The organism is Curtobacterium sp. MCPF17_001, from assembly GCF_003234615.1.
Lineage (GTDB): Bacteria > Actinomycetota > Actinomycetes > Actinomycetales > Microbacteriaceae > Curtobacterium.
This window is the reverse complement of record NZ_QKSL01000001.1, coordinates 268,589-290,951: the sequence shown is the minus strand read 5'-3', so window position 1 is coordinate 290,951 and position 22,363 is coordinate 268,589. Positions and strand designations below refer to the sequence as shown.

Sequence of the window (22,363 nt, the reverse complement as noted above, 5' to 3'; positions counted from 1 at the left end):
GTCCGCGCCCCTCGAACTGGCGGTCGCGCGACCGCCGTCCGGACCGGATGATCGTCCTCATGCCCGCGCCCGATGCCGATCTCCGTCCCCGCATCGTCCAGGCCGCGATCGAGGCCTTCCGGCGCTCGGACTTCCACGCCGTCGGGCCCGCCGAGGTCGCCGCGCTCGCCGACCTCACCGCCGATGACGTCACGGCTGCCTACCCGGTGTGGGAGCTGCTCGTCGTCGCCGTGATGAACCGCTGGAACAACGGCGACCGGGCGGCCCTGTGGCCAATCGCCGAGCAGCACGGCGCTGCCGCGTACCTCCGCGCCCGCCTGGAGTCCGGCCTGGCCGATCCCGGGCTCGTGCGCATCCGGATCGCCACGCTCAGCGCAGCCTCGGCGCCGACACACCCCGCCGCCGGGTGGTTCCGCAACCAGTACGTCCACGAGTTCGAGGACATCACCCTCGCCCTCGTGCGGGACGTCGTCGCCGGTCGCGAGCCGCACGGGACGTCGCCCCGGCACGCGGCGGAGCAGCTGGTCGCGCTCTACGAGGGGTTGCAGGTGCAGTCGCTGATGCGGGACGACAACGACCTGCTCTCCGGATGGGACCGGGCCGTCGCCCGGATGCGCGCCGGGTGGGGTGCGGTCGCGCTCGTCTGAACGACCGGCGGAGGCCTCCTGGACCCCGCCGTCTGCGGCGCGCATGATGGCCCGATGACCACGACGACCGCCGGGACGGTGCGCAGCTGGAGTGCCGACGAGGGGTGGGGAGTCGTCGACCTGGACCCGGTCGTCGGAGGTGGTCCGGGCCTCCCGGCCGTGCGCGACGTCTGGGCGCACTTCAGCGCGGTCGTGGGGCGTGACTTCGCCTCCCTCGTTCCGGGCGAGCGGGTGACCGTGGACTGGGAGGACGTCCCGCATCCTCCGTACGGCGGGCAGGCGAGCGCGGTCACCGTGGCGGACGGTGCGGCGACGGGATCGGGCACGCCCCCTCCGGGTGTGTCCGGCAGTTCCCTGACGATCGAGTGGGACGACGGCTCCAGGAGCTGACGTGGCGTCACCACCGCGGACGGACACCGGGTCGGTCGTCGCACGCGTCGTCCTGGTTCCGTGCTGGTGACGAGTGTGTGAACTCCTGTCCGGGAGGCCGTCGATCTGCGAGTATCCGACGAACGACCACAGGAGGGCAACGCACATGGGGTACATCACCACCGACGACGGAGCAGAGATCTCCTTCAAGGACTGGGGGGACCCCGGCGCGCAGCCGATCGTGTTCCACCACGGCTGGCCGCTGTCCTCGGACGACTGGGACGCGCAGATGCTCTACTTCCTGGCCGAGGGGTACCGCGTGGTCGCGAGCGACCGGCGGGGTCACGGCCGCTCGTCGCAGATCGGCACCGGCCACGACATGGACCACTACGCCAGCGACGTGTCCGCCGTCGTCGAGCACCTCGACCTGCACGACGCGATCCACATCGGCCACTCCACCGGTGGCGGCCAGGTCGCTCGGTACGTCGCCCGGTACGGCCAGCCGCAGGGGCGGGTCGCGAAGGCGGTCCTCGTCTCCGCCGTGCCGCCGCTGATGCTCAAGACGGAGTCGAATCCGGAGGGCACCGACATCTCGGTGTTCGACGGGTTCCGTGCGGCGCTCGCCGCGAACCGTGCCGAGTTCTTCCAGGCGGTGGCCTCCGGCCCGTTCTACGGCTTCAACCGTGACGGCGTGACGCCGTCTGAGCCCGTCATCGCCAACTGGTGGCGCCAGGGCATGACGGGCAGCGCGCTCGCCCACCTCGAGGGCATCAAGGCGTTCTCGGAGACCGACCAGACCGAGGACCTGCGGGCGATCACCGTGCCGGTCCTGGTCCTGCAGGGCGACGACGACCAGGTCGTCCCGTACGAGGACGCGGCCCTGAAGCAGGCCGAGCTCCTCAGCGACGCGACGCTGAAGATCTACGAGGGGTACCCGCACGGCATGCTGACCACGCACGCGGACGTCATCAACCCCGACATCCTCGCGTTCATCCGGAGCTGACGCTGCGGACGCTGCGTCCGCAGCCGACGGACGGGAGGCGCGGTGCCGGTGGGCCGACGAGCTCACCGGTGACGCGCCTCCCGTCCGTCGCCCCTCGGCGTGCTGCCCGGAGCGTGGCAGGGTTGCGTCATGCAGGAGTGGGGGAGCGGGAGTCCGGTACCGGTGTGGGGTCGACCGCCGACAGGACCGATGCGCCGTCGCGGGTCAGCCTGGGCGGTGGCCGGCCTCGTCGTCGGAGCGACCGGGTTCGCGGCAGCGCTGATCGGTGCCGTGCTGGGGGTGGCCGCGCTGTTGGGCAGCGGGCTCGTCTACGCCGCGAGTCAGGGTGAGGCAGGACACGGGAGACTGTTCCGGGAGATCACCCGGATCGGCGACGTCTTCGTCGTCATCCCGTTGGCAGTGATCGCCGTGGTGTGCACGGTCGTCGCGTGGCACCGGACCCGTGGGCCGGACCGGTCACGCGTGACGACCATCGTCGCGACCGTCCTGACGTCGTGCCTGCTCCTGCTGTCGCTGGTCACCGCCCTGTTCATCCTCTGAACGGTCCGGGTCAGACCAGCTGATCGACCAGGGCCTCGCTCGCTGCCCACGAACGCTCGGCGTTCGCGGTGCTGATCGTCGGCGGCAGGGCGACCGTCCGTCCGCGGTCGTCGACCATCCCTCCGGCCGGCCCGAGGTCTGCGGTCCGTGACGCGAGGTGGTCCGCGACCGGGCAGGTGGAGCCGGCGAACCGGTTCGCGACGCTGCCGACGAGCCGCAACGGCAGCGCCTGTCGACCGAGCAGGTCGGACTTGATCAGACCGGGGTGGAAGACCGCGGCGCTGATGCCGGTCTCGGTCTCCGCGAGGTGCCGTGACAGGAGCAGCTTCCACGCGACCGCCTGCGTCAGGACCCGTACCCCGGAGGCGTTCGCGTCCACGCCGTCCACCGCGAACTCCTCGAGACGCCGGACGAGTGCCGGCGCCACACCGACCGTGAGGACGCGTGCGGCCGGAGCGCCGCGGAGCAGTGGCAACGCGGCCCGCGTCAGGAGGTGGTGGGTCAGGTAGTTGGTCGCGAAGCTCCGGGGGATCCCGGGCCGCAGGTCACCGCGCTCACCGACTGCTCCCGTGGCGTTCACGAGCACGTCGAGCGTGCCGGCAGTGTCACGGAGGTCGTCCACCAGGCGAGCCACCGAGGCGGGGGACGTGAGGTCGACGACGCGCGAGTCGACGTCGGCGCCCGGCGCTGCCTGCTGCACGGCCCGCACCGCGTTGCGTCCGCGGTCGCCGTCTCGCGAGAGCAGCACGGTGCGGGCACCCAGGCGGGCGAGCCCCTTCGCGACGGCGAGCCCCACACCGGACGAGCCGCCCGAGACGAGGACGGTCTTGCCCTCCATGCGCTGTGTTTCCATGACGACCTCCGGTTGATGACACGACGTGTCGTCAACCTAGCACCGGGGTGGGGCGGGCTCCACCCCGCAGCGCCCACCCTGTGCGGCCAGCCCCCTGTGCGGCCCGTCGTCACCGTCCGCGCACGAGCCGCGCCACACCCGGCAGGACCCCGAGCACCGCGACGATGACGGCAGCGGCTGAGAAGCCGGCCCACGCCCCGACGTCGAACCCCGAGGACGGCGCCCCGGCGAGTCCCTGTCCGACCCCGACCAGCGCCGGAACCACCGCGACCGTGCCGATCACCACGGCTGCGACCGCCGTGAACGCCGTCTCGACCCCCGCCATCCGCAGCAGTTGCGAGCGCGTCGCGCCGGTCCGCTGCAGCAGTCCGAACTCGCCGCGACGCCCCCGCATCGCGGTGAGCAGGGTGTTCCCCGCCGCGGCCGCCACGAAGGCGAGCAACGCGATGACGAGCACCAGGGACAGCCGCCGGTCGCCGTCTCCGGACCGCAGCACGCTCGCGGCGTACCCGTCGGCGGTGGTGACGCGCAGGTCCAGGGCGATGAGGGCCTCCCGGACGGCCGCACGGTCACCCGGACGAGCGCCGACCAGCAGCGTGTCGACGGGTCCGGCCGACCGGTCGCGGACCAGCACGTCCCCGAACGCCAGCCCCCGGTCGTGGACCGCGACGACGCGTGCAGAGGTGGCCGGGCCGTTCCCGGACCGCAGCTGGATCGTGTCGCCGAGGCCGGTGGGCGTCAGCGCGACCAGGTCGCTGCTCACCGCGACGGTGCCGGGGGCGTCGAGCGCGGCGAGGGACCCGGACCGGACGTCGGGGTCGACCGAGCGGGTGTCCGCGGACAGGCCGCGGACGACGGTCGGTTCCCACTCCAGGCCGCCGAGGCCGCCGAGGTCCTCGTCGGGCTCCTCGACCTGCACGGATCCGGCACGGTCGCGCATCGTCGTGGTCGCACGGACTCCCGGGACGGCGAGCCCGCGACGGGCCGCCCACTGCACCAGGAGCGGTCCGGCGAGGGCCGCGGCGACGACGAGCACGATCGCCGAGGTGGCACCGGCGGCGCTGCCGACGAGGCCCGGGGTGAAGAAGGGGGTGGCGGCGATGCCGAGTCCGGCGAGGGCGGTCACCCCGGCGGCGATCCGGCGACCGGTGGACAGCGTCGGGACGTCGGTCGTGCTGGCGCGGACGGCGTCCGTCGGACTCGGACGGGTCGCCCGGGCGGCCATCGCCGCTGCGAGGAGCCCCGTCGGGACGAGGACGACCAGCGTGCCGAGCAGCGGCACGACGCTCGCCGTCAGGGTGAAGCCCGCCGGGACGATGTCGCTCGCCCGCAGCAGCGGTGTGACCGAGGCGGCAGCGAACGTGCCGACCACCGCGCCGAGCGGCGCGACGAGTGCGAGCAACAGCAGCACCTCGGTCCGGACCGTTCCGCGGATCTGCGCGGCGGTGGCGCCGACCGCGCGGAGCAGCGCGAACTCGCGGCGGCGCTCGCGGAGGACCCCGGCGAAGACGTTGGCCACCATGAACACGGTGATGAGGAGCAGCGTGCCCGCGAACGAGCCGGCGACGCTGGACAGGAACGGCAGTTCGGGGTGGCGGACCCCGGCCTCGAGCCAGGCGGTGGTGATGCCGAGGAGCACGGCTGCCAGGGCCACGACGATCCCGGCACCGAGCACCGCGGCGCGGTTGACGACGAGCAGGGAGCGCAGAGCGACGCGCACGGCTCAGCGCCCCAGACCGAGGACGCGGGCGGTGACGGACTCGAGCGTCGGGGCGACCAGCTCGTCGCGCACCCGGCCGTCCGCCAGGAACACGACCCGGTCGGCGTAGGTGGCCGCGCGGGGGTCGTGGGTGACGAGCACCAGGGTCTGCCCGAGGGACCGCACCGCGTGCTGCAGCAGCTGCAGGATCCGGTCCGCGGTCGCGGTGTCCAGTGCCCCTGTGGGCTCGTCGGCGAACACCACGTCCGGCCCGGCGACGAGCGCGCGGGCGATCGCGACCCGCTGCGCCTGGCCGCCGGAGAGCTCGCCCGGCAGCCGGTCGGCCATGCCCTCGAGCCCCACGGCGTGCAGCAGTCCGGCCACGCGGTGGTCGTCCTCGCGGACCCCGGCCAGGGTCAGGGGCAGCCGGACGTTCTCGCCGACGGTCAGGTGCGGCACCAGGTTGTAGCCCTGGAAGACGAAGCCGACGTGGTCGCGGCGGAACCGGGTCACCGCGTCCGGGGAGAGCGTGCCGAGGTCGACGCCGCCGATGACGACCCGGCCGCTGGTGGGGGTGTCGAGTCCGGCGGCGCAGTTGAGGAAGGTCGACTTGCCGGAGCCCGACGCTCCCATCACGGCGGTGAAGCTGCCGGCGGCGACGTCGAGGCTCACGCCGTCGAGCGCGTGGACCGTCGACGGGCCGTTGGGGTACGTCTTGGTGACGTGGTCGAGGTGCACGGCGGTGCCGCTCGGGCGGGCGGCGGTTCCGGGCTCGGGGTGGAGGGCTGTGGACACGGGGGACTCCTCGATGTGCGGTGCGCGGGTTCGCACGACACCGTCAACGCTAGGAATCCGGGCCCGCCCGCCCCAGGGCCGAACGGTGGGACCGTCGGAGTTGCGTCCTTCGATGCAGGCCGCGCCGGATGCAGGCCGGCAGACCCGGCAGACCCGGCAGACCCGGCAGACCCGGCAGACCCGGCAGACCCGGCAGACCCGTCGGGTCGGCAGACCGGCCGGACGGGAGGCACGGCGCGGCGTTCCGGCATCGGCCCGGTCCCTGGGATGGTCGGCACATGGAGTACACCGACTACGACACCCGGCTGGCGTCCTACGCCGTCATCACCGACGGGGACCGGGTGCTGCTCGCCCGGTTGAGCTGGCCGGACGCCGGGCTCTGGACGTTGCCGGGCGGCGGGGTGGAGCTCGACGAGACCGTCGAGGAGGGTGCGGTCCGCGAGGTGCTCGAGGAGACCGGGTACGACGTGGTCGTCGAGGAGCTGCTCGGGGTGCGCTCCCACGTCGTCCCGCCCGAGCGTCGCAAGACCCGGAACGGCCGACCGATGAAGGCCGTGCAGGTGGTGCACCGAGCCCGGGTCGTCGGGGGAGCGCTGCGCCACGAGGCCGAGGGGACGACGGACCTGGCGGCATGGGTGCCGATCGCCGGACTCGGGTCGCACCGCCACGGGCTGCTCGTGGCGCAGGCACTGCGGTGGGCGGGCGTCACGGCGGGGTGAGCCGCGCCTCCCGGCCGCCTCGTCAGTGCTGACCCGGTCGGTGCTGCGCGACGAACGGGTCGAGCACGGCCCAGGTGGCTTCGGGCGCCTCGAGGTGCGGCAGGTGTCCGGCTGCGGGGACCTCGGCGAACGCGGCACCGGGGACGGCTGCTGCGACCGCGCGTCCGTGGCCGACGGTGACGACGCGGTCGCTCGCGCCCGAGACGACGAGGGTCGGCGCCTCCACGGACGCCAGGCGCTCCAGCAGGGTCGGGTCGCTCATCCCCCGACCGGCGAGGACCGCCATGGTCTGCCCGTTCGACCGCAGGACGGCGCGCTGCTCCTCGGTCGCGAGGGCCGGATCCTGGTACCCGCGCTCGGGGTCGTGCCAGGCGACCTCGGCGAGTCCGCGGGCGTCGAGCGCGAAGAAGTCCGCGATCGGTTCGCCCTCGACGACGACCCCGACGGTGTCGATGACGACCACACTGCCGAGCACACCGGCGGAGCGCTCGTCCGCCGCGGCCTGCACGGCCATCTCGAGGGCGATCCACCCGCCGATCGACGACCCGACGACGAGCACGTCGCGCTCACCGTGGTCACGGAGCCGGGTCAGGTACGCCGAGGCCAGGTCGGCGATCGTCGCGATCGACTCCGGTCGGTCGGTGCCGTCCCAGCCCGGGTGGGTCGGGGCGTGGACGGACCGGGAGGCAGCGAGGTGTCCGACGATCGGGGCGACTGTCCGGGGTCCACCACCACCGTGCAGCACGAGGGCGGTCGGTGCGGTGGGGTCGCCCGCGCGGAGGACGGGCAGGTCGTCGGGGAGGGTGTTCGGCATGGTCGTGGCTCCTGAATCAACATGTTGATCTAAACGTGTTGATACCGTAGCACCATGACGACGGACCTCGAACGGCTCGGGCAGGCCATCAAGCGGGCGCAGTACCGGAACCACCGCACGATGGACCTCGCCCTCCACGACGTCGGGGTGACCCTGGTGCAGTGGGACGCCCTGCGCGCCGTCGACCGGATGCCGGGTGCGTCCGGCCACGACCTGGCCGTCGCCACGTTCCAGAGCGACCAGGCGTTCGGCACCCTCGCGGCGCGACTGGTGGAGCGCGGACTCATCGAACGGTCGGCCGGTCGGGGGCGTCGGCTCGTGCACACCCTCACCGACACCGGTCGCGAGGCACTCGACGACGGGCACCGTGTGGCCGCCCGGGTGCTCGACGAGCTGTTCGCTCCGCTCGACGAACCGGGTCGTGCGGCGCTGATGGCCGCCCTGACCACCCTCACCGAGGGGGAGTGACCGCCGCTCCCGGCTCCGGGTCGTAGCGGACCGCCAGCACCGTGACGTCGTCCGCGTGGTGCCCGGCGCGGCCGAGCTCCTCCAGACGGGAGACCAGGCGTTCCGGGTCCGGCTCGGTCACGGCGAACGCCTCGAAGCGGTCGAGTGCGTCCAGTCCGTCGCCGAACAGGTCCAGGACGCCGTCGCTGACGACGAGGACCACGTCCCCACGGCCGAGCAGCGTCTCCTGCGTCGTCCAGCTCGTCCCGACCCCGATCGGGGTGTCCGTGCTCCGCAGCCACTCGTGGCCACCCTCGGCGCGGAGCACCAGGGCCAGTCCGTGCCCGGCGTCGACCCACCGGGCGACCCCGTCGACGTCCAGGTGCATGTGGAAGCACGTGGTGAACTGCTCGGTCGCCGGCGCGTCCAGCCCCACGTCCAGGCCGGTCGCGGTCCGGCTCACCGCTTCGTCCGGTGCACCCACCCGCACCGACGACCGGAGGACCGACCGCACCACCGCGGCGATCATGCCCGCGCCGACGCCCTTGCCCATCACGTCCCCGAGGGTGAAGGCAGCGCCGCCGGCGGTGGGGAACCAGTCGTAGAAGTCACCACCCACCGAGCGGGTCGGCAGGCACACGGCCCGGACCGTGAAGGCCGTCGGGAGGTCCGCCGTCGAGACGGGCAGCAGGGAACGCTGGACGAGGGCCGCCTGGGAGATCTCGGCCTCGGCCTGTCGCCGCAGCTCCTGGACGGTGTGCAGACGGACCGCACCCTGGCGGGCGAGCTCGTTGGTGACGCCCGCGACGGCGGTGAAGACGACCAGCACGACGACGAGCCGGACGGCCTCGCTCGCGACCAGGTCGGCGTGCCCGAGGAGCATCGGCACCAGGAAGGTCGCAACCGTCCCGACCAGGGGGTAGAGCACGTTCTGCCGGCCCGGCCGCGCGGCGATCCAGATCACCGGCAGCAGGACCGCTGCGAGGAACGGGGACCGCGAGTCACCCGTGCCGAAGCGCAGCAGGCCGATGGCGACGAAGTCGAGCGCCGGCACCAGGAGCTCGAACCGCATCAGCGACGGTCGGGCCACGAGCAGTCCGGTGAACGCCAGGCCGAGGACCGCCAGTGCCGTCCCCGTCCACATGCTCGTCGCGTTCGTGACCGTCAGCCAGGGCAGCAACACGCTGCACACCGCGGCGAGGAGCGACACCACGACGATCACCGCCTGGTTGGTCACCGGGGTCGTCCTCGCCCCGGTCCGCCCGGGGGCGGAGCCCGCTCGGTCGGTCGCGGTGCCCGGGACGACGGTCCGACCGGAAGGCGTCTTCGTCATCAGGACCTGACGCTACCGGCAGCAGGGGCGCGGGGGAACGCGCCCGTTCGTGGGTCAGAGGCGGCCGGCTCGGCTGCCACGTGCGGCCGGCCGGAGGACGATGCAGGAGGATGGGGGCGTGAGCACGCCGGAGACCCTGTCCGCCGACCAGGCCGTCGCACGCGCGGTGGCGCTCGCCGCAGCCGGTGGCCGGAGCGTGCTCGGCATCGCGGGCGCCCCCGGTGCGGGCAAGTCGACGCTCGCCCGACGCGTGGTCACCGCGGTCACCGAGCAGCTGGGTGCGGGCGTCGCCGTGCAGGTCCCGATGGACGGCTTCCACCTGGCGAACGCCGCACTCGACGCCCTCGGCCGACACGACCGCAAGGGCGCGATCGACACCTTCGACGCGGCCGGGTACGTCGCGCTGGTCCGACGGCTGACCGGGGGCACGGGCACCGACAGCACCGACCGCACCGACACGATCTGGGCCCCGGACTTCGACCGCCGTGTCGACGAGCCCGTCGCCGGCAGCATCGCCGTCCCACCGGAGACCGCGCTCGTCGTCTCCGAGGGCAACTACCTGCTCGACCAGAGCACGCCCTGGTGCGAGCTGCCGGGGCTCTTCACCGAGACCTGGGCCTGCGTGGCCGACGACGACGTCCGCGTCGACCGCCTCGTCGGTCGACACATGCGCCACGGCCGAGACCACGGGTCCGCCCGGGCCTGGGCTGTGGAGGTGGACGGCGTCAACGCCGCACGGGTCGCAGCGGACCTGCACCGGGCCGCCGTCCTGGTCCGGACGTAGCGTCAGACCACGCCCACCACCGCGCCACCCCTGGACCACCGACCGACAGGAGCACGACGTGACCATCGCCATCACCGGGGCCACCGGCAACATCGGCGGGTCCGTCGCCCGCGCGCTCGCCGCGGACGGTACGCCGTTCCGCATGGTCGTCCGTGACGCCTCCCGCGCCCCGGAGTTGACCGGTGCCGACGTCGCGGTCGCCACCTACGCCGACGCCGATGCCGCGCGAGCCGCCTTCGCCGGCGTCGAGGTCCTGTTCCTGGTGTCCGGCGCGGAGGCCCGTGACCGGCTCGACCAGCACCGCACCGTGATCCGTGCCGCGGCCGACGCCGGGGTCCGGCACGTCGTCTACACGTCCTTCCAGGGTGCGGCCGCCGACGCGACGTTCACCCTCGGGCGTGACCACTTCTGGACCGAGCAGGCGATCCGCGACACCTCGATGGCGCACACGTTCCTGCGTGACTCGTTCTACCTGGACTTCGTCGAGGACCTGGTCGGCGAGGACGGCGTGATCCGCGGTCCGGCGGACGACGGCGCGATGGCCGCGGTCGCCCGGGCCGACGTGGCGCGGGTGGCGACGGCCGTCCTCCGCGAGCCGGCGCGCCACCTCGACCGCACCTACGACCTGACGGGTCCGGTGGCGATCACGCTCGGACAGGCGGCCGCGGTCGTCAGCGACGTGCGTGGCCGTCCGGTGTCGTACCACCGGGAGTCCCTGGAGGAGGCCTACGCCTCCCGCCAGCGCTGGCAGCCCGAGCCGTGGCAGGCGGACGCCTGGGTGAGCACGTACACGGCCATCGCGGACGGGTCGCTCGCGAAGGTGTCGGGTGACGTCGAGCGCGTCACCGGCCGTCCGCCGATGACGCTCCGCCAGGTCCTGGAGGCCCGGGGCGCCTGAGGCGGGCCGCTCGTTGGTGCTGCGGCGGGCCGGCTGCGGGCGCTGACCGGCTCGGTTCAGCGCACCTTCCGCGCCGACACCGACCCGACCACGCCGAGCATCAGCACGGCGACCAGGACGGTCAGCAGCGGAGCCGTCCAGCCACCGGTCGCCCCGTGCAACGCACCCGCGACGAGGGGACCGGCGGAACCGAGCAGGTACCCGCCGCCCTGCACGAACGCGGACATCCGGCGGGCGTCGTCGTCGTTCGACACCAGCCGGACGATGACGATGAAGATGATCGTGATGCCGCCACCCTGGGCTGCACCGCCCAGCACGGACCAGAGCAGCCAGAGCTGCGGGGCGACGAGGAGCCCGAGCGGCATCGCCAGCCAGAAGAACGCGACCAGGACGATGATGACCCGCGGCCGGAACCGGCTGGCGAGCACGGGGACCCCGAGCGCACCGACGACGGCCAGGATCTGGAACACCGACGAGCTCGCGCCCGAGGACGCCGTGTCGAACCCGATCTCGTCGTGCAGCAGCGTCGGGATCCACGCCGTCAGCGCGTAGTACGAGAACGCCTGGCCACCGAACGCGAGCATGAGCCCCCACGTCACCCAGCGCTTGGCAGGGTGCGGCAGGGTCTCGATCACGGGAGCGCGTTGCTCGGCGACGGTCCGGACCGACCCGGTGTCGAGCACCTGGTCGATCGGTCCGGTGACGGGCAGCGGCTCCGGGTCGTGGTCGGTCCCGCGCCAGGCAGCACCGGCACCGACCGTGTAGGTCCACGCCGCCGCCGCGACGAGCGCCAGGACGCCCCACACCGCGATCGCGACCGGCCAGCCCCACGCGGCCGCGATGGGCGCGGTACCGAGCGAGGTGATCATCGACCCGATGTTGAGCGCCGACGTGTAGACACCGGTGACCAGACCGACCCGCTCCGGCGAGGTGTCGCGACGGATCACGACCGGGATCACCACGTTGCCGATCGTGATGCCGATGCCGATCACCGCGGTGCCGATGAGCAGGGCGGCCTCGTGTGGGACCGACCGGACGACGGTCCCGACCAGCACGATCAGCAGCGACAGCGACACCGCGCGCTCGGCGGTGAAGCGGGCGATCACCCAGCTGGCGAACGGTGTCGCGAGGGCGAAGCAGAGCACCGGGATCGTGGTGAGCAGGCCGGCGACCGTCGCGGTCATGCCGAGGTCGGCGCGGACGTCCCCGATCACCGGCGCGGGTGCCACGATCGGGCCGCGGAAGTTCAGCGCGACCAGGACGATCGCGGCCGGCAGCAACCAGGCGGCGCCGCGCAGGCCCGTCTGCACGGTGCCGGACCTCCCCGTGCCGGACTTCCCCGTGCCGGACGTCATGCGTTCGGCAGCAGGATCGGCAGCAGGTCGAGCGGGGTCGCCGCCTGCGCGATGGTGCCCACGGCCTCGGCGGGCGATCCGTAGCCCCACTCCGCGAAGACGGTCGGGACGCCGTGCGCCGCCGCGCCCTCGACGTCGTGCAGGCGGTCCCCGACGAGCACCGGGCGGGACACGTCGAAGCCGTGGGCACGCAGGCGGCGCAGCGCTTCCTCGACGACGTCGGCCTTGGCGGAGCGGACCTCGTCGTCGCTCGCGCCGGTGATGATGTCGATGTCCCCGGTCAATCCGTAGTGCTCGAGGATGTACGTCGCCGGGGTCTCGGGCTTGCTCGTCGCGGTCGAGATCGGCACGCCGGCCTCGTGCAGGGTGTGCAGGACGACGTCGATGTCCGGGTACATCCGGCTGTCGAGGGCCCCGTGCGAGAAGTAGTGCTCGCGGTACACGGCGAGGGTCCGTTCGACCAGGGGTTCGTCCATGCCCATCGCGTCGCGGAACGTGTCGAGGATCGGGGGACCGACGAACGACATCAGCGTCGCCCGGTCGGGCACCGGGACGCCGACCTGCTCGAACGTGTACGTCAGGCTCTCGAGGATGCCCGGTGCCGAGTCGCTGATGGTGCCGTCGAGGTCGAACAGGACGGCGGTGAACGGACGCTCGGGGCTGTTTGTCATGACCTGCCAAGCCTAGCCGCGCCGGACGGGACGACCGAGGAGGCGGTGGTCCGGGCCTCCCGTCAGAACAGGCGGGCGTGCCCGCCCTCGATGCCGCGCATCTCGTCGTAGTCCAGGACCAGGCAGCGGATCCCACGGTCCTCGGCCAGGGTGCGGGCCTGCGGGGCGAACGACTGCGCTGCGAGCACACCCTGCACCGGACGCAGGTGCGGGTCGCGGTTCATCAGCTCGAGGTAACGGGTGAGCTGCTCGACCGCGTCGATGTTGGCGTTCCGCTTCATCTCGACCGCGACGCTCGCACCGGCGTCGTCCCGCGCCAGGATGTCGACCGGTCCGATGGCCGTCATGTACTCGCGGCGGACCAGCGTGTGGCCGTCGCCGAGGAGCTCGATCTGCTCGGCGAGGAGCTGCTGCAGATGTGCTTCGACCCCGTCCTTCACCAGACCGGGGTCGACCCCCAGGTCGTGGGACTCGTCGGCGAACACCTCGTGGATGCTGACGATCAGACGGTCCTGCGTCTTCTTCTGCGTCACCGTCCACACCTGGGTGATGCCGGCGGCGGCCTGGTCCTCGTCGGGCTCCGCGATGGCGATCGAGCACGGCGGGCTCATCCAGTTGAGCGGCTTGTAGCTGCCGCCGTCGGAGTGGACGAGCAGCGAACCGTCGGCCTTCAGCATGAGCAGGCGGTTCGCGAGGGGCAGGTGTGCCGACAGGCGACCGGCGTAGTCGACGGAGCAGCGGGCGATGACGAGACGCACCCGGAGAGCCTAACCGGGATCGCGTGCCCCCGGCGGGTCGCGGTCAGCTGCGGTCGACGTCGACGTCGACGTCGGCGGTGGCGGTGGCGTCGCTCTCCGTGTCCGCTCCGGACTGGAGGCGCGGCTCGCCACCCCTGTGCGCGTCACCCGACGGGGTGGTCGCCGTGGCACCGGCTCCGGTCCGCTCACGCGCTGCACCGGAGGCGAGGCCGGCCGCGATGATGAACACGAACACGATGAGCAGCCCGTTGAGGAGGCCCACGTGCTCGCCCGCGAACCCGATGATCGGCGGCCCGGCGAGGAACGCCACGTACCCGATGGTCGCGACCGCGCTGACCTTGGCGGCCGCGGTGCGGGGATCGTCGGCGGCGGCGGACATGCCCATCGGGAACCCGAGCGACGCCCCGAGCCCCCAGAGCACGACGCCGACGATCGCGATCGGGACGCTCGGTACGAAGATGAGCATGCCGAGGCCGACCACGGCGACGACGGCGCTGGCTCGGAGCACCGGCACCCGGCCGAACCGGTCGATGAGCGGACTGCCGGCGATCCGACCGGCGGTCATGGCGGCGAGGAACACCGCGAGGACCGCGGAACCGCCGTCGTTCGCCAGGCCGTGCCCGTCGATCATGGCGAGGGGCAGCCAGTCGTTCGCGGAACCCTCGGCCAGGGCCATGCCGAGGACGATGACCCCGATGAGCAGGGTCGACGGCTGCCGCCAGACGGCCCAGCGGGAGACCGGCAGAGCGACGGGACTGGTGTCGGTGGCCTCGGGCTCGACGTGGCGGTCGTCGCCGAACCAGCGGATGGCGACGATCATCGCCAGGCTCGTGAGGATCCCGACGACGATGAAGTGCACCGCGACGGGGACCTCGAACCGTTCGGCGAGCGAGCCGATGCCCGCGCCGGCGAGCGTGCCGACGCTGAACGCGGCGTGGAACAGCGGCATGATCGTCCGGCCGCCCAGGCGCTCAGCCGTCGCGCCGGCGACGTTCATCGACACGTCGCACAGCCCGTTGCCGAAGCCGAACGCGATGAGGCAGACCCAGATCGCGGCGAAGCCCCAGCCGAGCGTCACGGCGACGCCCGCGGCGACCATGCCGAGCGCCAGGCACGCCGAGGCGACGAGCACCCCGCGGCGGGCGCCCAGGCGGGCGACGATGTGGCCGGCGAAGGTGAGTCCACCGATCGAGCCGACGGACATGCCGAGGACCAGGAGGCCCATCGTGAAGGTGGAGGCGTCGACGGAGTCCCGGACGCTCGGTACACGGCCGAGCCAGGTGGCGATGTCGAGCCCGGAGAGCGTGAACACCACGAACACCGCGTTGCGCCAGGCACGCGTCGTCGGTGCGCTGCGGGTGGTGGCCGTCGTCATGGTCCTGTCCTATCGAATCGATTCGAGCTGGTGTTCCCGTTACGCTAACCAGCGATGGACGACACGGCAAGCGAACCCGGCGAGTCGGACGACCGCGCCCCGGTGTCCCGCGCGTCCCGACCGGGCGGGGCCGGACCGGCGGCCGGTGCTGCCCGCGCGGGGCGTGCCTCCCGGCCGACGCTCGCCGCCGTCGCACGCGCTGCCGGTGTCGCCCCGTCGACCGCGTCCCTCGCGTTCAGCGGCAGCGGACCCGTGTCCGAGGACACCCGTCAGCGGATCCTCGCCGTCGCCGCCGAACTCGGGTACGACGGTCCGGACCCCCGAGCCCGCTCGCTGCGCCGTGGGCGTTCCGGCGTCATCGGCGTCGTCCTCGACGACCGCCTGAGCGACGCCTTCCGTGACCCGGCCAACATCCTCACCCTCGACGGCATCGCCGAGGTCGCCGGTGCCGCCGGGGTGTCGCTGCTGCTCGTGCGGAGTCCGCTCGACGACGAACGCGGGATGGCGCCGCTCGTCGACGCACCGATGGACGCGGTCATCCTGATCGGCTGCAACGTGCGGATCGACCCCGCCGTCGCCGTCCTCCGACGTCGGGCGATCCCCGTCGTCGCGATCGAGGCGGACGCGATCGAGGGGGCCGTCCCGGTGCACCTCGACAACCGCGAGGGCTCACGCCGTGCCGCCGAGTACCTCCGGGAACTCGGCCACCGCGCGGTCACCGTCGTCACCCTGCCCCTCGACAGCGCGCGCGAACGCGGCCCGGTCGACGAGGCCCGCGAACGCTCGTCCTCGGCCTTCACCACCATGGAGCGACTCCGCGGGGTCCGCGACGTCTACCCGGAGGCACCGGCCATCGCGGCCGGCGGGAGTTCGGTCGAGGAGGGCCGGATCGCCGGCGCAGCGCTCTTCACCACGGGGGCCGAGGCACCGACAGCGGTCGTCGCGCAGAGCGACCTGCTCGCCGTCGGGGTGATCTCGGCGGCGCTCGAGGCCGGACTCCGCGTGCCCGAGGACGTCAGTGTCGTGGGGTTCGACGGCATCCAGGTGGACGACAGCCTGCTGCACCGCTCCCCGATCCGGCAGTTGACCACGCTCGTGCAGCCGTTCGTGCCCAAGGGCGAGGCCGCCGCACGGGCAGCGCTCGCCATGCTCGAGGGGGAGTCGCCGGAGCCGGCCTCGTTCCGGTCCGAGCTGCGGATCGGGGACACCACGGCGGTGCCGCGGGCGTAGGGCCGGCCGGCCGGCTGCGTCGCCGCGCCTGCGGGTTCCGTTCGGCTGCGCCCAACGGAAGCCGGTCCGAACCACGGGAAGCAGTGGTTCGGACGGGATCGGGCCGTGCGGGTCCGGTCCGAACCACCGGCACGGCACGGTCCGGTCCAGGAGCGTCGGCCGGGAGGCGCGGCACCGGCTGGCCACGCGCCTCCGGTCCGGCTGCGGCCGGTCGGGCACCGCTCCGGTGTCGCTGAGGCTGTGGTTGGTTGGGGTCGTGACCACCATCCCGGCCCCCGGTGCGGCGCCGACACCGGACGCTGCCCTCGCCGAGGCCACCCGCCGGGCCGAGCGGCTCGCGGAGCACGGGCCGACCGTCCGCGGGCTGTCGGTGACCGCCTCGCTGGCGGTGATCTCCGTGTTCATGACCGTCGTCGTGCCCGTCCTGGTGTTCGGCGAGCCCTGGGGGTCCGGTCCGGTCGTCGTCACGGTGGTCGGCATGGTGCTCGCCATCCGCGCCTGGGTCGTCGGACGTCGACGCCACACCCTGCAGCCGTTCCGCATCGCGGCCGAGGAGCGTCCGTTCTCGGTCCTCGATCGAACGCAGCGACGGCTGCTCTGGCGTCGCATCACCGGTCGGACGTCGGCGACGGCGGACACCGTGCCGCTCGTGCGCGCCTTCCTGGGTTGGCAACGGCGGTCCTCGAGGGGAGCCGTGCCGAGTCTCATCGCACTCGGGGTCGTCATGCTCGGATCCGCCTGGGCGATCGCGCTGTCGTCGGGCGACGTGCTCCTCCTGGTGCTCCTGCTCGTCGTGGCGGTCTTCATCGGCGCGATGACCGCGGTCGAGTCGCGCCGTCGAGAGCGGGTGCTCCGGTCGTTGCCGGATCCGCCGTCCCCGGAATGCTCGGCGGCCGCGATCGACCAGAACTGACGGACCGCACGTCGGTCTCAGCGGGCGAGCGCCGCCGCGATCCACCCCGGCCGGTGCGCCCGTACCCCGAGTGTCACCGCCCGCACCCCGATGTAGCCGAACGAGAAGACAGCCCAGAGCCCAGCGAGTCCGTCCCCGAGCCACCAGAGCAGCGGCAGGTACACGACCAGGTTCACGACACCGACCAGGGCCAGGTACCGGGCGTCACCGGCACCGATGAGCACCCCGTCGAGGACGAACACGTACCCGGCGATCGGCAGCCCCGCTGCGATGAGGACCAGCACCAGGGGCAAGGCGGACCGAACCTCGTCCGAGTCGGAGAACACCGGCCCGAGCAGGCCGCTCGCGGCCAGTGTCAGCGCACCGAGCAGGACGCCACCGGCGATGCCGAGGACCACGAGCCTCCCGGTCACCAGGCGCACCCGGTCGGCGTCCCGTGCACCGAGCGCGTGGCCGACGAGGGCCTGCCCGGCGATCGCCAGCGCGTCGAGCGCGAAGGCGAGCGTGCTGAAGACCGTCAGGCCGATCTGCGTCGTCGCCAACCCGATGGTGCCGAGCCCGGTCGCGGCGGCGATCGTCGCGAGCATCGCGACGCGCAGTGACGCGGTGCGCAGGAACAGCCACGCCCCGGACCGCAGTGCCCGGACCACGCCGGACGCTCCCGGCCGCAACGGAGCGCCGGACGCCCGCGCTGCCCGGACCGCGATGACCACGTACACGGCTGCCATCGCCCACTGCACGACGACGGTCCCGGCCGCCGACCCCGCGACCCCCCAGCCGAGGCCGTAGATGAGCAGCGCGTTGAGCAGCCCGTTGGCGATGAAGCCGACGGTCGCGACGACGAGGGGTGTCCGGGTGTCCTGCAGCCCCCGGAGCAGGCCCGTCGAGGCGGTGACGACCAGGATGCCGGGCAGCCCGATCAGGGAGACGAGCAGGTACGCGGTCGCTGCGTCCGACACCTCGGGGGCTGCGCCGAACACGTCGATGAGCGGGCCGGCGACCGGCCAGCCGACCAGTGCCAGGACGACACCGAGGCCGAGTGCGAGCCACATCCCGTCGATGCCAGCGTGCACCGCACCGCGGCGGTCCCCGGAACCGAGGGCGCGGGCGACGGCCGGGGTGGTGGCGTAGGCCAGGAAGACCAGGAGGCCCGTGACCGTCTGCAGGACCGCGCTCGCCACACCGACTGCGGCGAGTGACGACGCACCGAGGTGCCCGACGAGGGCGGTGTCGGTGAGCAGGAAGAGCGGCTCTACGACGAGCGCCCCGAGTGCGGGCAGCGCGAGCCGGACGATGTCGCGGTCGACGGCACGGCGGAGCCGACGGGGCTCGGTCTCGGACACGGTGGGCACCAGGACATCCTGCCAATGGCTACGGTCGAGGGGTGGACATCGTCGCACTGGTCCCCGCCGCGGTGGGGATCGCACTGAGTCCGCTCGTGATCGCCTCGGTCGTGTTCCTGCTCGGCCATCGCGGTGGGTACGCCTCCGCGGCGGCGTGTGCCACCGGATGGGTCCTCAGCGTCGCGGTGGCGCTCGTCGTGGCTGTCCTGCTCGGTGAGCGGCTGCCGGCTCCCTCGGACGGTGGGACCGACGTCCGAGCGGTGGTCGAGGTGGTCGCCGGCGTGCTGCTCCTCGGCCTCGCGGTGTGGCAGTGGACCGTCCGACGGCTGCCCGACGGTCGCCCGAGGAGCGCCGGTTGGTCGGACCTGATGGCGGCGATCGGGCCCGCCCGCGCCATCGCCGTCGGCGTGGCCTGGTTCGTGACGAACCCGAAGGCGGTGGTGCTGTCGCTGACGGCCGGTCTGGTGGTGGGCGACTCGGATCCGTCGGTCGCGGCCATGGTCGGAACGGGCACCGCATACGTGGTGATCGCGGGGTCCACCGCCGTGCTGCCGATCGCGGTCACGGCCGCACTCGGGCGCCGAGCTGAGCCGATCCTCGCGGCGACGAGGCGGTTCATCGCACAGCGTGGCTCGGTCGCCCTCGTCGTCGTCCTCGTGGTGCTCGGACTGGTCCAGCTCGTGACGGGCGTCGTCGCGCTGCTCTGAACCGTCGCGCTGCTCTGAACCGTCGTCCTGCTCTGGCCCGTCGTCCTGCTCTGGTCCGTCTTGCTGCTCTGGTCCGTCTTCCGCGGACCGGGTCGTCGTCGAGGGCCGCGGGTCAGTCGCGTTCCGCCGCGCCGACCCGCGGCTCGACGGGGACCCCGCCGGTCGCCGCGCGCTCGTCGTCGGTCGCCGTGGGCGTCGCCGGGTCGGTGCCGCGCGCCCGACCGATCAGGTCCATCAGGTGGTAGACGACGATCGCCGCGATGGTGCCGATGATGATGCCGCCGAACGTGGCACCACCGAGCGTGAACGTGAAGTCCGCGATGCCCATGATGAGCGCGACGCCCGCCGTCAGCTGGTTCTTCGGCTTGGCGAAGTCGACGCGGTTCTCCACCCAGATCCGGATGCCGATCACGCCGATGAGACCGTAGAGCGCCGTGGTCGCACCGCCGAGGACGCCGGCGGGGACGGTCGAGATGACCGCACCGATCTTCGGCGAGAGCCCGAGCAGGACCGCGACGATCGCCGCGACCCAGTACGCCGCCGTCGAGAACACCCGGGTCGCCGCCATCACACCGATGTTCTCGCCGTACGTGGTGGTCGCCGAACCGCCGCCGACCCCCGCCAGCACGGTCGAGATGCCGTCCGCGAAGAGGGCACGCCCGGTCAGTGGCGTCAGGTCCCGGCCGGTGAGCTGCCCGACGCCCTTGACGTGCCCGACGTTCTCGGCGACGAGGGCCAGGACCACGGGCAGGAACCCGAGGTAGACGGCCATCTGCGAGGGGTCGAAGGCCGGCGCGGTGAAGGTCGGCAGCCCCACCCAGTCCGCCTTCTCGATCGCGCTGAGGTCGACCTGACCGGCGACGAGGGCGGCCACGTAGCCGACGACCACCCCGACGACGATCGACAGGCGCCCGACCAGGCCCTTGAAGAGCACGGTGCACAGGACGATCGCGGCGAGGGTGATGACCGCCACGACCGGGGCCTTCGTGAAGTTGTCGCGCGCGGCCGGAGCCAGGTTGAACCCGATCAGGGCGACGATCGCACCCGAGACCACCGGTGGCATGAGCCGGTCGATCCACCCGGCGCCGGCCAGGTGCACGACGAGGCCCACGACGGCGAGCAACGCACCGACGACGATGATGCCGGACAGTGCGAGCGGGATCCCGCCGATCTTCGTCGCGGCCCCGATCGGCGCGAGGAAGGCGAACGACGACCCGAGGTAGCTCGGCAGGCGGTTGCCGGTGACGAGCAGGAACAGGATCGTGCCGATGCCGCTGAACAGCAGCGTGGTCGACGGCGGGAACCCGGTGATCAGCGGCACGAGGAACGTGGCGCCGAACATCGCGACGACGTGCTGCACCCCGAGCCCGATCGTGCGGGGCCAGGTGAGGCGCTCGTCCGGCGCCACGATCGTCGATGCGGAGACGGTGCGGCCGTCCCCGTGCAGCTTCCACGGAAGTCCCATGCGATGACCGTAGCGGGCACGCGGGACCATGTGACGACGGATGGGCTCCCTGTGGAGAACCGTGCCCCCGCCCCACGACCTGGATATGGTGTGTGGAACATCACGAGGAGCCCCATGTCGAACCACTTGCACCACCACGTCCTTGTCCCTCCGGTCGTCGCCGCGCTCACCATCGGTGCCGTCATCGGCCTCCCGGTGCTCGCCACGGACCCCGCCCTCGCTGCGGCCACCGACCGCCACACGACCCGGGTCAGTGCTCCCACGCCGGGATCGCCGTCGGACGCGACGCGCGCCACCACGGGCGTCGACTTCACCGCCGGGGTCCGGTCGATCGCACACGGTGCCGGCATCGTGACCTTGACCGGCTCCGTCCCCACCGGCGCGAGCGTCGAGGTCAGCGGTGACGTCGTCGAGCCCGTCTGGACCGAGGGCGACGCCGCGGGCCACTGGGAGGCACAGGTCCGGGTCCGACCCGGTCAGCACGTCATCCGCGTGACGTCCCAGGTCTCCGGCCAGGCGGTCGACATCCCCGTCGAGTTGTTCATCCTGCTGCCACCGGAGATGCTCGCGACCGTCGACGGCATCGCCCGGACGATCGACCTCGCCGGTTCCGGCCACCCTGGGGCGCACCTCGTGGTGCGGGTCGACGGGACGACCCGGGCCGAGACCGACGTCGCCGAGGACGGCACGTGGCACGTCCTGCTCCGTGACCTCGCCTTCGGCCGCCATCACGTCGAGGTCTCGCAGTACTTCGACGGCACGCAGAACGGCGGTGTCGACGACGTCTACGAGATCTCCGGCGCCCCGACGGTCGAGCGGGCACAGGCGTCACGCCAGACCGAGCGCATCACACTCGCAGGCCGCGCACCGGCAGGCAGCACCCTGACGTTCGAGGACGCCCGTGGTCCGGTCACGGGCCCGGACGGCCAGCCGGTCGAGGTCCGGGTCGGGGACGACACCTCGTGGCAGGCCACGCTCCCCGTCCCGGACGACGTCCGGTTCGACGTCGTGACGGTCATCGCGCACGACGGCGAGCACGAACTCGGGCGGACGGACGCGCACGTCACGATCCCCCTCGCGCTCACCGGCAGCGTGGAGGAGCTGGACGACGGCCGGATCCGCCTGAGCGGGACCGGTGAAGTCGGCGGCACGGTCACGCTCGAGGACGAGTCGGGAGCAGAACTCCGCGCTGCCGACGGGAAGCCCCTCAGCACCGGCATCGGCCGGAGCTGGGAACTGGTCGTCCCCCGCCACGACCTGCCCGCCGGGTCCGTGATCGCCCGACAGCGGGTGCAGGACGTCGAGCAGGGCGCGCTCCGACTGGTGCTGCCCGGGCTGCCGGATCGGCCCGGAGCGGGCCACGGCAGCGGTACCGGAACGGGGGCGTCGGCCGGCGGTGGCATCGTCACGGGGACGGACACCCGGCACCCGGCGGCCGCGCGGGTCCGGTCCGATGCTGCTCGACCCGGTACCGACGGCCGGCTCGCCTACACCGGTGCGGACATCGGGCGGCCGACCGCGGCAGCCGTCGCACTGCTCCTCAGCGGTGCGGCCGGACTGCCACTCGCCGCCTTCCTGCGCCGCCGGGCAGGCTCCCGCCGATGAGCGTCCCCGAGTGAGGTCAGGTCAGTGAACGAGTACCGGG

The 22,363-nt window shown here is 73.0% G+C and carries 23 protein-coding genes; 12 read left to right on the top strand and 11 right to left on the bottom strand.

The window, feature by feature from the left end:
• Positions 1-59 precede the first annotated feature (59 nt).
• From DEJ24_RS01525 to DEJ24_RS01510, 4 genes are all read left to right on the top strand, one after another.
• Positions 60-647, top strand: coding sequence for a TetR/AcrR family transcriptional regulator (locus tag DEJ24_RS01525; RefSeq protein ID WP_146242494.1), 588 nt, complete (start codon positions 60-62; stop codon positions 645-647).
• A gap of 54 nt (positions 648-701) precedes the next feature.
• A complete protein-coding gene (locus tag DEJ24_RS16715; protein ID WP_181436492.1) occupies positions 702-1,037 on the top strand; it encodes a cold shock domain-containing protein in 336 nt (111 codons plus the stop codon).
• Positions 1,038-1,182: 145 nt separating this feature from the next.
• Positions 1,183-2,019 (top strand): alpha/beta fold hydrolase, encoded by an 837-nt coding sequence (locus DEJ24_RS01515; protein ID WP_111076980.1) that lies wholly within the window; start codon positions 1,183-1,185, stop codon positions 2,017-2,019.
• Positions 2,020-2,235: 216 nt separating this feature from the next.
• Entirely contained in the window at positions 2,236-2,559 is a 324-nt protein-coding gene (locus tag DEJ24_RS01510) for a hypothetical protein (RefSeq protein ID WP_111076979.1), read from the top strand.
• Between the two features lie 10 nt (positions 2,560-2,569).
• Here the strand turns inward: DEJ24_RS01510 and DEJ24_RS01505 are convergent, their stop codons facing one another.
• The 3 genes from DEJ24_RS01505 to DEJ24_RS01495 form a co-directional block, all read right to left on the bottom strand.
• A complete protein-coding gene (locus tag DEJ24_RS01505) occupies positions 2,570-3,412 on the bottom strand; it encodes an SDR family NAD(P)-dependent oxidoreductase (protein WP_111076978.1) in 843 nt (280 codons plus the stop codon).
• A 109-nt stretch (positions 3,413-3,521) separates the two neighbouring features.
• On the bottom strand, positions 3,522-5,132 hold the full coding sequence (locus tag DEJ24_RS01500) for an ABC transporter permease (RefSeq protein WP_111076977.1): 1,611 nt from the start codon (positions 5,130-5,132) through the stop codon (positions 3,522-3,524).
• A gap of 3 nt (positions 5,133-5,135) precedes the next feature.
• Positions 5,136-5,906: an ABC transporter ATP-binding protein gene (locus DEJ24_RS01495; RefSeq protein WP_111076976.1), complete on the bottom strand. Its 771-nt coding sequence runs from the start codon at positions 5,904-5,906 to the stop codon at positions 5,136-5,138.
• 278 nt (positions 5,907-6,184) lie between these two features.
• On the opposite strand from DEJ24_RS01495, the gene DEJ24_RS01490 reads away from it, so the two are divergent.
• The gene (locus DEJ24_RS01490; RefSeq protein WP_111076975.1) at positions 6,185-6,625 is read left to right on the top strand and encodes an NUDIX hydrolase; all 441 of its coding nucleotides are present in this window, start codon (positions 6,185-6,187) and stop codon (positions 6,623-6,625) included.
• 22 nt (positions 6,626-6,647) lie between these two features.
• Here the strand turns inward: DEJ24_RS01490 and DEJ24_RS01485 are convergent, their stop codons facing one another.
• Positions 6,648-7,439 (bottom strand): alpha/beta fold hydrolase, encoded by a 792-nt coding sequence (locus tag DEJ24_RS01485; protein WP_111076974.1) that lies wholly within the window; start codon positions 7,437-7,439, stop codon positions 6,648-6,650.
• Positions 7,440-7,493: 54 nt separating this feature from the next.
• On the opposite strand from DEJ24_RS01485, the gene DEJ24_RS01480 reads away from it, so the two are divergent.
• Positions 7,494-7,907 (top strand): MarR family winged helix-turn-helix transcriptional regulator, encoded by a 414-nt coding sequence (locus DEJ24_RS01480; RefSeq protein WP_110902948.1) that lies wholly within the window; start codon positions 7,494-7,496, stop codon positions 7,905-7,907.
• Here the strand turns inward: DEJ24_RS01480 and DEJ24_RS01475 are convergent.
• Positions 7,891-9,219 carry a PP2C family protein-serine/threonine phosphatase gene (locus tag DEJ24_RS01475; protein ID WP_146242493.1) on the bottom strand — a complete coding sequence of 443 codons (1,329 nt, stop codon included), beginning with the start codon at positions 9,217-9,219 and terminating at the stop codon, positions 7,891-7,893. The genes DEJ24_RS01480 and DEJ24_RS01475 overlap by 17 nt on opposite strands.
• A 118-nt stretch (positions 9,220-9,337) precedes the next feature.
• Between DEJ24_RS01475 and DEJ24_RS01465 the strand changes: the two genes are divergently transcribed.
• Entirely contained in the window at positions 9,338-10,003 is a 666-nt protein-coding gene (locus tag DEJ24_RS01465; RefSeq protein WP_258374631.1) for a nucleoside/nucleotide kinase family protein, read from the top strand.
• 58 nt (positions 10,004-10,061) lie between these two features.
• The gene (locus DEJ24_RS01460; protein WP_111076970.1) at positions 10,062-10,901 is read left to right on the top strand and encodes an NmrA family NAD(P)-binding protein; all 840 of its coding nucleotides are present in this window, start codon (positions 10,062-10,064) and stop codon (positions 10,899-10,901) included.
• A 56-nt stretch (positions 10,902-10,957) separates the two neighbouring features.
• Here DEJ24_RS01460 and DEJ24_RS01455 read toward each other — a convergent pair whose 3' ends face one another.
• The 4 genes from DEJ24_RS01455 to DEJ24_RS01440 form a co-directional block, all read right to left on the bottom strand.
• Complete coding sequence (locus DEJ24_RS01455; RefSeq protein ID WP_111076969.1) at positions 10,958-12,256, bottom strand: CynX/NimT family MFS transporter; 1,299 nt, start codon at positions 12,254-12,256, stop codon at positions 10,958-10,960.
• The gene (locus tag DEJ24_RS01450) at positions 12,253-12,927 is read right to left on the bottom strand and encodes an HAD hydrolase-like protein (protein WP_111076968.1); all 675 of its coding nucleotides are present in this window, start codon (positions 12,925-12,927) and stop codon (positions 12,253-12,255) included. The genes DEJ24_RS01455 and DEJ24_RS01450 overlap by 4 nt, the downstream gene beginning before the upstream one ends.
• Before the next feature lie 62 nt (positions 12,928-12,989).
• The gene (gene nucS, locus DEJ24_RS01445; RefSeq protein ID WP_111075370.1) at positions 12,990-13,685 is read right to left on the bottom strand and encodes an endonuclease NucS; all 696 of its coding nucleotides are present in this window, start codon (positions 13,683-13,685) and stop codon (positions 12,990-12,992) included.
• Positions 13,686-13,728: 43 nt separating this feature from the next.
• On the bottom strand, positions 13,729-15,060 hold the full coding sequence (locus DEJ24_RS01440; RefSeq protein ID WP_111076967.1) for an MFS transporter: 1,332 nt from the start codon (positions 15,058-15,060) through the stop codon (positions 13,729-13,731).
• A 54-nt stretch (positions 15,061-15,114) separates the two neighbouring features.
• Here DEJ24_RS01440 and DEJ24_RS01435 point away from each other — a divergent pair, with 54 nt between their 5' ends.
• Both DEJ24_RS01435 and DEJ24_RS01430 read left to right on the top strand, forming a co-directional pair.
• A complete protein-coding gene (locus tag DEJ24_RS01435) occupies positions 15,115-16,290 on the top strand; it encodes a LacI family DNA-binding transcriptional regulator (protein WP_111076966.1) in 1,176 nt (391 codons plus the stop codon).
• 256 nt (positions 16,291-16,546) lie between these two features.
• Entirely contained in the window at positions 16,547-17,203 is a 657-nt protein-coding gene (locus tag DEJ24_RS01430; RefSeq protein ID WP_111076965.1) for a hypothetical protein, read from the top strand.
• Between the two features lie 17 nt (positions 17,204-17,220).
• On the opposite strand, the gene DEJ24_RS01425 is transcribed toward DEJ24_RS01430, so the two are convergent.
• A complete protein-coding gene (locus DEJ24_RS01425) occupies positions 17,221-18,555 on the bottom strand; it encodes an MATE family efflux transporter (RefSeq protein WP_375334679.1) in 1,335 nt (444 codons plus the stop codon).
• A 32-nt stretch (positions 18,556-18,587) separates the two neighbouring features.
• On the opposite strand from DEJ24_RS01425, the gene DEJ24_RS01420 reads away from it, so the two are divergent.
• Positions 18,588-19,253, top strand: coding sequence for a GAP family protein (locus tag DEJ24_RS01420; RefSeq protein ID WP_181436491.1), 666 nt, complete (start codon positions 18,588-18,590; stop codon positions 19,251-19,253).
• Between the two features lie 112 nt (positions 19,254-19,365).
• Here DEJ24_RS01420 and DEJ24_RS01415 read toward each other — a convergent pair whose 3' ends face one another.
• On the bottom strand, positions 19,366-20,718 hold the full coding sequence (locus DEJ24_RS01415; RefSeq protein WP_111076964.1) for a uracil-xanthine permease family protein: 1,353 nt from the start codon (positions 20,716-20,718) through the stop codon (positions 19,366-19,368).
• 114 nt (positions 20,719-20,832) lie between these two features.
• Here DEJ24_RS01415 and DEJ24_RS01410 point away from each other — a divergent pair, with 114 nt between their 5' ends.
• Positions 20,833-22,323 carry a hypothetical protein gene (locus tag DEJ24_RS01410; RefSeq protein ID WP_111076963.1) on the top strand — a complete coding sequence of 497 codons (1,491 nt, stop codon included), beginning with the start codon at positions 20,833-20,835 and terminating at the stop codon, positions 22,321-22,323.
• Positions 22,324-22,363: the final 40 nt, after the last annotated feature.